This is a genomic window from Blautia sp. MCC270 (assembly GCF_018785605.1).
Taxonomy (GTDB): domain Bacteria; phylum Bacillota; class Clostridia; order Lachnospirales; family Lachnospiraceae; genus Blautia_A; species Blautia_A fusiformis.
This window is the reverse complement of the sequence record NZ_WQQD01000025.1, coordinates 1-10,271: the sequence shown is the minus strand read 5'-3', so window position 1 is coordinate 10,271 and position 10,271 is coordinate 1. Positions and strand designations below refer to the sequence as shown.

At 49.3% G+C, this 10,271-nt stretch carries 10 protein-coding genes and 1 pseudogene; 7 read left to right on the top strand and 4 right to left on the bottom strand.

Annotated features, from left to right (window positions below; all coding sequences use genetic code 11):
* On the bottom strand, positions 1-227 hold a 227-nt coding region (locus GPK58_RS07885; protein ID WP_330627222.1), incomplete at its 3' end, for a MerR family DNA-binding transcriptional regulator.
* A gap of 68 nt (positions 228-295) precedes the next feature.
* Positions 296-1,510, bottom strand: a complete 1,215-nt coding sequence (locus GPK58_RS07880; RefSeq protein WP_215638463.1) for a dicarboxylate/amino acid:cation symporter — start codon at positions 1,508-1,510, stop codon at positions 296-298.
* Between the two features lie 80 nt (positions 1,511-1,590).
* Between GPK58_RS07880 and GPK58_RS07875 the strand changes: the two genes are divergently transcribed.
* The 3 genes from GPK58_RS07875 to GPK58_RS07865 all read left to right on the top strand — a co-directional run bounded on the left by GPK58_RS07875 (position 1,591) and on the right by GPK58_RS07865 (position 4,419).
* On the top strand, positions 1,591-2,736 hold the full coding sequence (locus GPK58_RS07875; RefSeq protein WP_215638462.1) for an aminotransferase class V-fold PLP-dependent enzyme: 1,146 nt from the start codon (positions 1,591-1,593) through the stop codon (positions 2,734-2,736).
* A 32-nt stretch (positions 2,737-2,768) separates the two neighbouring features.
* Positions 2,769-3,773: an XdhC family protein gene (locus GPK58_RS07870; RefSeq protein ID WP_173745951.1), complete on the top strand. Its 1,005-nt coding sequence runs from the start codon at positions 2,769-2,771 to the stop codon at positions 3,771-3,773.
* A gap of 91 nt (positions 3,774-3,864) precedes the next feature.
* Entirely contained in the window at positions 3,865-4,419 is a 555-nt protein-coding gene (locus GPK58_RS07865; protein WP_129974831.1) for an SH3 domain-containing protein, read from the top strand.
* A 192-nt stretch (positions 4,420-4,611) separates the two neighbouring features.
* On the opposite strand, the gene GPK58_RS07860 is transcribed toward GPK58_RS07865, so the two are convergent.
* Positions 4,612-5,091 carry an S-ribosylhomocysteine lyase gene (locus GPK58_RS07860; protein ID WP_215638461.1) on the bottom strand — a complete coding sequence of 160 codons (480 nt, stop codon included), beginning with the start codon at positions 5,089-5,091 and terminating at the stop codon, positions 4,612-4,614.
* A 670-nt stretch (positions 5,092-5,761) separates the two neighbouring features.
* Between GPK58_RS07860 and GPK58_RS07855 the strand changes: the two are divergent.
* The 4 genes and pseudogenes from GPK58_RS07855 to GPK58_RS07840 form a co-directional block, all read left to right on the top strand.
* A pseudogene (locus tag GPK58_RS07855) lies at positions 5,762-6,265 on the top strand (peptidylprolyl isomerase); the annotation flags it as partial.
* A gap of 14 nt (positions 6,266-6,279) precedes the next feature.
* A complete protein-coding gene (gene coaBC / locus GPK58_RS07850; protein WP_021651707.1) occupies positions 6,280-7,485 on the top strand; it encodes a bifunctional phosphopantothenoylcysteine decarboxylase/phosphopantothenate--cysteine ligase CoaBC in 1,206 nt (401 codons plus the stop codon).
* A 154-nt stretch (positions 7,486-7,639) separates the two neighbouring features.
* Positions 7,640-8,278 carry an ECF transporter S component gene (locus GPK58_RS07845; RefSeq protein ID WP_022426821.1) on the top strand — a complete coding sequence of 213 codons (639 nt, stop codon included), beginning with the start codon at positions 7,640-7,642 and terminating at the stop codon, positions 8,276-8,278.
* A 19-nt stretch (positions 8,279-8,297) separates the two neighbouring features.
* On the top strand, positions 8,298-9,062 hold the full coding sequence (locus GPK58_RS07840; RefSeq protein WP_021651710.1) for a type III pantothenate kinase: 765 nt from the start codon (positions 8,298-8,300) through the stop codon (positions 9,060-9,062).
* A 53-nt stretch (positions 9,063-9,115) separates the two neighbouring features.
* Here GPK58_RS07840 and GPK58_RS07835 read toward each other — a convergent pair whose 3' ends face one another.
* Complete coding sequence (locus GPK58_RS07835) at positions 9,116-10,012, bottom strand: RluA family pseudouridine synthase (RefSeq protein WP_022426820.1); 897 nt, start codon at positions 10,010-10,012, stop codon at positions 9,116-9,118.
* Positions 10,013-10,271 lie beyond the last annotated feature (259 nt).

The window sequence follows — 10,271 nt, the reverse complement described above, 5'->3', positions numbered from 1 at the left end:
AGATCATCCCTTTGGTTTTTGGTAGATACTCTTGCATAAATAACAACTTTTCGTTTATCATGTTCTATATTTATACCTTTAAATTGAAGATACTGGTCATATGTGTAATAACGTCTGTCTGTTGGAGTTCGGTTTGCTTTTAAGATTCCCTCTCTGTCCCATCTCTGAAGCGTTTTTACAGAAACACCTAATAATTCCGCAAAATCTTTTGGTTTATAATTTGTGATATTTGATGTGTCCATAATATACCTCCATAAGTATATTTAAACACATTTAATATCTTTTTGCAATATATTTAGTTACTTATATCATCCTCCTCAATATGATGGCGCTTTGCATAGCCGGTAAGCATCAGTGTCAGTGCACCGTCGCCGGTCACGTTGCATGCGGTACCGAAGCTGTCCTGCAGTGCAAAGATGGTAAGCATCAATGCAGTGCCGGAGCTGTCGAATTTCAGTATTCCGGTGATGATGCCAAGGGATGCCATGACGGTTCCGCCGGGAACACCGGGAGCTCCGATGGCAAAGATACCCAGAAGAAGGCAGAACAGAACCATGGTACCCGGCGTGGGAACGGAACCGTACAGGATCTTCGAAATCGCCATACAGAAGAAAACCTCTGTCAGAACGGAGCCACAGAGATGGATGTTTGCAAAAAGAGGAATCCCGAAGCTGACCAGATCCTTACGGAGTGGTTTTGCCTTGGAGGCGCACTGCAGTGCAACGGCCAGTGTGGCTGCAGAGGACATGGTCCCTACGGCAGTCAGATAGGCAGGACCATAATGGCGGACAACCTCCAGAGGATTTTCTCCGGAATAGATACCTGCAAGGATGTAAAGAAGAGCCATCCAGATAAAATGCCCGGCAAGCACCAGTACGATGATCTTCAGAAAAACAGGCAGCTGTCTGGTGATGGTTCCCTCGTAGGCAAGGCCACAGAAGGTAGTGCCGATAAATAACGGAAGAATGGGGATGATGATTCGAGCCACCAGAGAAAGAACGATTTTCTGAAATTCATCCAGGAGCCCAGTGATCAGCTTCGCCTTTGTCCAGGTAGCGGCAAGTCCCAGCATCATTGCAAAAACAAGAGCACTCATAACGGACATGATCTGCGGGATCTCCAGCTCAAAGATCACCTCCGGCAGCCGCTTCAGTCCTGCAGCATAGGAATGGATGGACAGATGTGGAATGATGAGAAAGCCAGAGGCTGTGGAAAAAAGCGCTGCGCCAACAGAGGAGCCGTAAGCGAGGACAACCGCAACACCCAGCATCAGCGAAGCATTTTTGCCAAGCCTGGTAATGGACGGAGCGATAAATCCCAGCACGATCAGCGGCACGCAGAAGGTAATGATCTGGCCCAGAATGTACTTGATAGTAACTGTGATATTAAGAACTGCCATGGAGATTCCGTTGGTGCTGTATCGGTTCAGGATAAGACCGGCTATGATCCCCAGGATCACAGCGACCAGCAGCTTAAATGGCAGACTGTTGAAAAAAGATGTTTTTTTCATTGGAAAACCTCCTCGGATAGTATAAAATAAAGCCAGAGTTTATTATAAAGGTATTTGATAAAAATCACAAGGAGGATGAAATGATTTATCTGGATAACGCGGCTACAAGCTTTCATAAGCCGGACTGTGTGCCGTGTGCTGTGGTGGAAGCCATGCAGCATGCAGGAAACAGCGGAAGGGGCAGCAGCGGCGAAGCAATGGCAGCCTCAAGGCTTATTTTTAATACAAGATGCCAGATCGCAGAGATGTTTGACGTATGGGGACCGGAATGTGTGGCCTTTACATCCAATGACACGGAAGCGCTCAATATCGCCCTGCAGGGAACACTTCATCCAGAGGAGGAAACTATCCATGCAATCTGTACGGAGATGGATCACAACAGTGTGCTCCGTCCGCTGTACCGCCTGGAAAAAAAAGGCATGAAGCTTACGATCCTGCCGGCAGACCGCAAGGGACGGATCTCCCTTACGGAGCTTGAAGCAGCCATCCGTCCGGAGACGAAGGTGATCGTCTGTACCCACGCCTCCAATCTGACAGGAAATCTCAATGATATCCACGCCATCGGTGAGATCGCACAGAAGCACCAGAAGCTTTTTATTGTGGATGCTGCCCAGACAGCAGGAGTATTTCCGATTTCCATGAAAAAAGATCATATAGATATTCTTTGCTTTTCCGGACATAAGGGCCTTATGGGCCCACAGGGCACAGGAGCCATCTGTGTCCGTCCGGGGGTAGCTGTGGAGCCTCTGAAGGTAGGCGGAAGCGGCGTCCTCACCTTTCAGAGAGAGCATCCGCAGGATATGCCGGAGACACTGGAGGCAGGCACCTTGAACAGCCATGGGATCGCAGGTCTTGGCGCAGCCATCAGCTGGATTACCGAAATTGGAACAGAACAGATCCGAAAAAGAGAGCAGCAGCTGATGTGGCGTTTTTATGACCAGGTAAAGGAAATTCCGGGAGTCACCCTGTACGGGGATTTTTCCAGGGAAGAACGCTCCCCTGTGGTGACTCTGAATATTGCAGGGATGGACTCGGCAGAGGTGGCCATGGTCCTTGATGAAGAGTACGGGATCAGTGTAAGAGCCGGCGGCCACTGTGCACCGCTGATGCACAAAGCACTGGGAACCGAAAAAACGGGAGCTGTCCGCTTTAGCTTTTCTTATTTTAATACGGAAGAAGAGGTGGACACTGCTGCCAGGGCGGTAAAGGAGCTTGCCGCGGAATAAACAGCGAAAGACGGACAGAAAGGACACAAAGCATGTATCAGACAATATATGATGTGGTAGAAAAAAGAGGGCGTGTAAAAACAGGGATCCTTCTGAACGGAAAGGATGCCGGGCTGAAATATCTTTTGGAAGAAAGCAGCTTTTTTTATCCGAAGAGAGCAGAAAGAAATAAAGAAGCAGAAGAATTCCTGAAGGCTTCCGTGGAAGCAGCTGTGGAAACCGGCGTTGTGAAAAACGGAGACCGGGAGATATTTGTGGAAACCTACGAGAAGAATCCCAGGCTGATCATACTGGGTGGCGGCCATGTTTCTCTTCCGGTAGCAGAGATCGGCAGGATGCTGGGCTTTCATGTAACAGTCATGGATGACCGGGAGGAATTTGTGACGGAGGAAAGATTTCCCATGGTAGATGAGAGAATCTTTGGAGATTTTGATACCCTGTCCGACAGGATCCCTCCCTATGAAAATGCCTACTATGTAGTGGTGACACGAGGCCATCTGGGAGATTCCGCCTGTGCAAGAGCGATCCTTAAGAGACCCTTTGCATATTTCGGAATGATCGGAAGCAGGACAAAGGTGCGGATCACCAGGGAAAAGCTCCTGAAAGAGGGCTTTATGGAGGAACAGCTGGATCAGATCCATGCCCCCATCGGACTTCCCATCGGAGGACAGATGCCGGCTGAGATCGCCGTGAGCATCATGGCAGAGATCGTGCAGGAAAAGAACCGGCATTTCCGCACCTACTGTGATGAGGAGGTGGAGGCAGCAGTACGCCGCAGGACACCGGGAACCATGGTCACGATCATCGAGAAGAAGGGCTCCTCACCAAGAGGAACTGGGAGCAAGATGTTCGTATTCCGGGACGGAAGCACGGCAGGAAGCATCGGCGGCGGAAAAGTGGAGTTTGAAGCCGGAAAACACGCAGTAAATATCCGAAATACGGAAACAAAGGTTTACGAGCTGGGACAGGGGGCAGGAGATCTGGGAATGATCTGCGGCGGAACTGTCCGGGTGCTTTTTGAGCCGGTAAATATGTGAAAGAACCGGCCAGGACTTGCATAATATTGCAGAATCGTGTATATTGGACGCAGAGAATTTTTTACCGGCGTATAAGGAGGAATCAGATAACATGAAGAAAAAATGTATTATGGCTTTGATAATAGGCGCGGCTTTCCTTGCACAGGGCTGTGGATATGAGGAAGGAACCGATGCAGTGGTAACAGTAGTAGATTCCACACCGACGCCGGAGCCCACAGAGAAGCCGAAGGCAACTGCAACACCTACACCAGAAGCAGCGGCAGCAGATTCCACAGCAGACGGAACAGCAGCGGCAGCGGATTCCACGGCAGACGGAGCAGCAGCGGCAACAGATCCCGCAGCACAGACAGCAGCTACGGAGCAGACCCCAAGCGGCATTAACGTACAGGCACAGGATGCTACTTACTATGCAGTGGAGGGTGTGAATTTACGTTCTGACGCCAACGCAGAGGCAGAATTTGTGGCAGGTGTCCTTTCCGGAGAATCCCTGAAGTGTACCGGTGTCTGTGACAATGGATGGATTCGTGTGGATTATAATGGCCAGACCTGCTACGCATCCGGTGATTATGTCAGCACAACACCGCCGGTGGGCGCAGTGGCAGCAGATACTACCGCAGAAGATACTACCACAGAAGCAGCACAGTAGAGCACAGACTACAGGCTTTGACCAGATCAGGGAAATCCTGATCCTGCTTTAATTGCAGATATCTCCTTGATATAATAAAAAACAGGCAACTGTATCCGATGAAAGAACATCGATACAGGTAGCCTGTTTTTTTGTTTCGGCATATAGTCCGTTCAGAACACAAGGATCATACCCGCGGATCGTACCCGCAGATCATTCCGGATAAACAAGACGGTCCGGCTTGATATCGTAGAGAACCTCGTTCAGGAATTTCTTTGCCAGATATTTTGCCATGCCAAGGTTCATATCTAGATAATTTCCGCAGTCCTTGGGAGAAGCTCCCGGGATCTCACCCTCAAAATCGCGGATAAATTCAAACATCTCGATCATCAGCGGAACGATATCTCTGGATTCATAATCCCCGTTAAGAAGAAGATAATTTCCGGTACGGCAGCCCATAGGACCCCAGTAAATGACCTTCGGGCCAAACTCCTTATGGTTCCGCAGGAAGGTAGCTGCCAGATGCTCCATGGCGTGAAGCTCGGCTGTGTTCATAACAGGCTCCTCATTGGGAGAAGTCATACGGATATCGAAGGTAGTGATCACCTGATCTCCAACCAGATCCTTACGTGAAACGTATACGCCAGGCTGAAGCTTGATATGGTCAATGGTAAAACTTGTGATCTTTTCCATGTTGATTCCTCACTTTCTTATATGTACGGAGCCCATAATAAGCTCCATACATGATTTTAGCAGAGAACCGGAAGAGATACAAGGCAAAACAAAGGGAATCCTGCACGTTGCTGAGAACAAAGTGAACAGTAACTCCTGCACCTGGTTCCGTGCAAAGTTGACTTTATGAAAAGATGATGTTAAACTGAGAAAAGCTTACAGGGGGAGAGTGAAAAGCTCACCTGAAAATGCCGGAACAGGCGTTTTCGGGATCTGATAAGGAGGACTTATAAATATGAAACGTAAGGTTTTAGCCGTATTATTTGCGACAGCTCTTACCGCAGGAATGCTTTCCGGATGCGGAAGCACAGACAGTACTTCTGAAAAAGCAGACCAGAAGGAAGAATCTCTGGAGGAAGAAACCTCAGAAGGACAGACAGGCGTAGATGAAGAGACAGCAGCCAATGCAGTGTCCGAGGAGGAGGCTGAGGCGGCAGGCTTTTCAGACCATGAAGAAAGCACCGATGATCAGGAGGCTTCCGGTGATGCAGAGGACACCTCACATGAAACCGAAGCTTCTGCAGACAACTCCGCAGACAGTACAGAGGATACAGACAGCGCAGACGGAGAATTTTCCGATGGTTCCGAGGATGCACAAATGGCAGGAACAACTGTGATCGATACCAGCCAGCAGCTGACAGGAACCCATCATGCTGCCATCACCGTAAAGGATTATGGCGAGATCGATGTAGAGCTGGATGCAGAGACCGCACCCATCACAGTCACAAATTTTGTAAAGCTGGTACAGGACAATTTTTATGACGGTCTGACCTTCCACCGGATCATTGACGGATTTATGATCCAGGGCGGAGATCCAAACGGAGACGGAACCGGCGGAGCAGAGGATACCATCAAGGGCGAATTTTCCAGCAATGGAGTGAAGAACGATATTTCTCATGTAAGAGGAACCATTTCCATGGCCCGCAGTACAGATCCGGACAGCGCAAGCTCTCAGTTCTTTATCGTACAGTCCGATTCCACACATCTGGATGGCGACTATGCTGCATTCGGACACGTGACCTCCGGGATGGACATTGTAGATCAGATCTGCAAGGATGCCAAGCCGACAGACGGCAACGGAACTATTGCAAAGGATCAGCAGCCGGTGATCGAGAGTATCCGTATGGTTGACTGACAGGAGGGAGAAGGATGCTGAAAGGGAAAACAGTGCTTCTTGGCATCACAGGAAGTATTGCTGCATACAAGATCGCATATCTGGCAAGTGCATTACATAAGCTTCATGCAGATGTCCATGTACTGATGACAGAGAATGCAACGAACTTTATCAATCCGATCACATTTGAAACACTGACCGGGAATAAATGCCTGGTGGATACCTTTGACCGGAACTTTCAGTTCCAGGTAGAGCACGTATCCATTGCCAAGAAGGCAGATGTTGTGATGATCGCACCGGCCAGTGCAAACGTGATCGGAAAGCTGGCTAACGGCCTTGCGGACGATATGCTCACTACTACGGTAATGGCCTGCAGGTGTCAGAAGATCCTTGCACCAGCCATGAATACCGCCATGTATGAGAATCCCGTGGTGCAGGACAATATCCGGAAGCTGCAAACCTACGGATATGAGGTGATCACACCGGCCAGTGGCTACCTGGCATGCGGGGACACCGGAGCCGGAAAAATGCCGGAGCCGGAAACCCTTCTGGAATATATCCTGAAGGAAGCCGCCTTCCAGAAAGACCTTGCCGGCAAAAAGCTCCTAGTAACGGCAGGACCTACCCAGGAGGCCATCGACCCGGTCCGCTGTCTCACCAACCATTCATCCGGAAAGATGGGATACGCCATTGCAAAAATGGCCATGCTCAGAGGAGCGGAGGTTACGCTGGTAAGCGGACCTACTGCCATTGAGCCGCCCCTTTTTGTGAAGGTCGTACCTGTGACATCCGCCAGAGATATGTTCGAGGCAGTCACCGGTTTAAGTGATGAACAGGATATCATCATCAAGGCTGCCGCAGTGGCAGACTACCGTCCGAAGCAGGTCAGCGAAGACAAGGTTAAGAAAAAAGACGATCAGGCTTCCATAGAGCTTGAGAGGACAGACGACATTCTGAAATATCTGGGCCAGCACAAAAAGCAGGGCCAGTTCCTCTGCGGATTTTCCATGGAGACCAGAGACATGCTCCGTAATTCCAGAGCCAAGCTTGAGAAGAAAAACCTGGATATGGTGGCAGCCAACAACCTGAAGGTAGAAGGCGCCGGATTCCAGGGAGATACCAATGTCCTGACTCTTATCACACAGGACGAAGAAGTGTCACTCCCGCTTATGAGCAAGGAGGATGCAGCGTTAAAGATCCTGGATAAGATCCTTCTGCTTACCACAAAGGCAGAAGCATAGCTACAGAACCGGTCAGATAGCCGGTTTTAACAACGAAAAGCGGAACAAAAAGATCACCGCTTTCCATCACCGTATTGTATCCGCAGAAAACGCCGGAAAATGCTGTATTTCCGGAAATATTCACAGAGCGGAACGGTAACAAGGAGGAGAAGAAATGAAAAACAACAAATTTACAACAGCACAGCTTACATTACTGGGCCTGATGGCAGCAATCCTTCTGCTGATGGCCTACACACCACTGGGATATCTGAACATCGGGCCACTGGCCATTTCCTTTAACGTGATCCCGGTAGCCATCAGTGCAGTCGTCCTCGGACCCGTAGGAGGAGCCGTGGCAGGTGCGATCTTCGGCCTGACCAGCTTTCTCCAGTGCATAGGAGTAGGCGGCTCCAGTGCAATGGGAGTTGTGCTTTTCGGTATCAATCCGGTATTTGCCTTTATCCAGCGCTTCATCCCACGTCTTCTGGACGGTATCTGCCTCGGATATATTTTTAAAGGCATGCGAAAGGTCAGCAATATCTATGTGGCATGTGCAGTAACCGGGTTCTTTTCCGCATTCCTGAATACACTGTTCTTCATGGCAGCACTTGTAGGACTGTTCGGAAATACCGATTATGTAAAAAATCTGATGGGCGGTCATAACATCATCATCGGCTGCTGTCTCATGGTAGGGATCAACGCAGTATGCGAAATGATTTCCTCCACAGTGATCACAGGAGCAGTGGGAGCTGCACTTTCCAAGGCACATCTGATTCCATCCGCACAGATCAGCCGTGAGAAGACAAAAGCATAAAGACAGGGAAAATAAAATTATGATATTAGCAATTGATATTGGAAATACCAACATAGTCGTGGGCTGCATCGATGATCAAAAAACATACTTCATCGAGAGACTTGCTACCGTAAGAACAAAAACAGAACTGGAATATGCCGTAGACCTGAAAACCTTACTGGAAATCTACCACATCAAAAAGGCAGACATAGAAGGCTGTATCATTTCATCTGTAGTCCCGCAGATCACCAACATTGCCAAGCTGGCAGCAGAAAAGATCCTCAAAAAAGAAGTCATGGTCCTGGGACCAGGAGTAAAAACAGGTCTGAACATCATGATGGACAACCCCGGACAGCTGGGCGCGGATCTTGTGGCAGACGCTGTGGCAGGATTAAATGAATATCCGGTTCCGTTTATTGTGATCGATATGGGAACCGCTACTACAGTTTCGGTTGTCAACAGCAAAAAGCAATACATTGGCGGAATGATCCTTCCTGGCATCGGAATATCCCTGGATGCACTGACAGCCAGAGCATCCCAGCTCAGCGGGATCAGCATCGATGCCCCGAAGCATGTGATCGGGCGCAATACCATCGAATGCATGAAAAGCGGCGTGCTCTACAGCAACGCAGCAGCCATTGACGGGATCATAGACCGGGTGGAAGAAGAGCTTGGTGAGAAAACAACCGTGATCGCAACAGGCGGTCTTGCAAAAAAGATCATTTCTCACTGTAAAAAAGAAATCATTCTGGATGAGGACCTTCTGCTCAAGGGACTCCTTGTGATCTACAAAAAAAATAAATAAAAACAAAAAAATCAGCTGCCGGTGCAGGAAACACCTACCGGACAGCTGATTTTTTACTGCGCAAATGCTCTGCGGAAATCCTCAGGCACAGGTGCCAGGAAACACATAGGCTCCCCGGTGATGGGGTGAGCAAATTCCAGCTGGAAGGAATGCAGGGCCTGGCGTCCGATCCGGTCAAAAACCGGATGATACAGAAAATCCCCCGGCAGCGGACAGCCAATATATTTCATATGCACCCGGATCTGATGAGTCCGCCCCGTATCCAGATGCAGCTCCACAAGAGCATATCCATTGCTGACTGCAAGACGCTCATAATGAGTCACGGCAGTCTCCCCACGCTCAAAATTAACCTCCCTTGTGATCACAGAAGCATTCATTCTGGCAACAGGGGCGGAGATCGTCCCCCTTTCCGGTGGGATCCCGTCAGTAAGTGCAAGATAGGTACGTCGGATCTGGCGCTGCTTCATCTGGGCAGAGAGAAGAGCTCCGCTCAGAGGGTTCTTGGCAAGCACCAGCACCCCGGTGGTATCCCTGTCCAGCCGGTTGATACAGCGGTAGACAAAAGCCTTCCCCTGCTGCTTATAATACCAGGCAACACCGTTGGCAAGCGTATTCTCGTAGTTTCCGGCAGAGGGATGCACAGGCATATCAGCAGGCTTGTTCAGCACAAGGATATCCTCATCCTCATACAGGATATCTAAAGGCAGCGGCACCGGAATAATGGAAGGCTCCGATCCCTCCCCGGTCTCCTCCGGAACAAGGATCCGAAGAACATCTCCCTCCCTCAGGACCGTTCTGCCAAAAGCCGGCTGCCCGTTCAGCAGGATCGCCTGCTCCGCCCGCTTCATAGTAGTCAATATATGTTTGGAAAAACCCTTCTTCCGAAGAAATCCAAGAATATTTTCCCCGGACTCCCCGGTTGAGATCGTATAGGTAATAATTCTCTGCATAGAAAAAAATCCTTTTCTGAAATTTGGCAGGCCAAAAGCCAGATCGCGCGGCCTGCGGGTATAGTATAGCATTTGGGAATGGAAATGTCGATTAGGTATAAAAAAAGAGCTGGTACAAGAGGAAACATCCTTGGACAGCTCGTGGATTATGGGAATTGTGTCGCTTATTATCTTCATTAGTCACAGACCAAAAAAGACATATTTTACAGCCATATGTAAGGATACCATTGATATTTTCCTTTGTCAAGGCGTGCCAAAG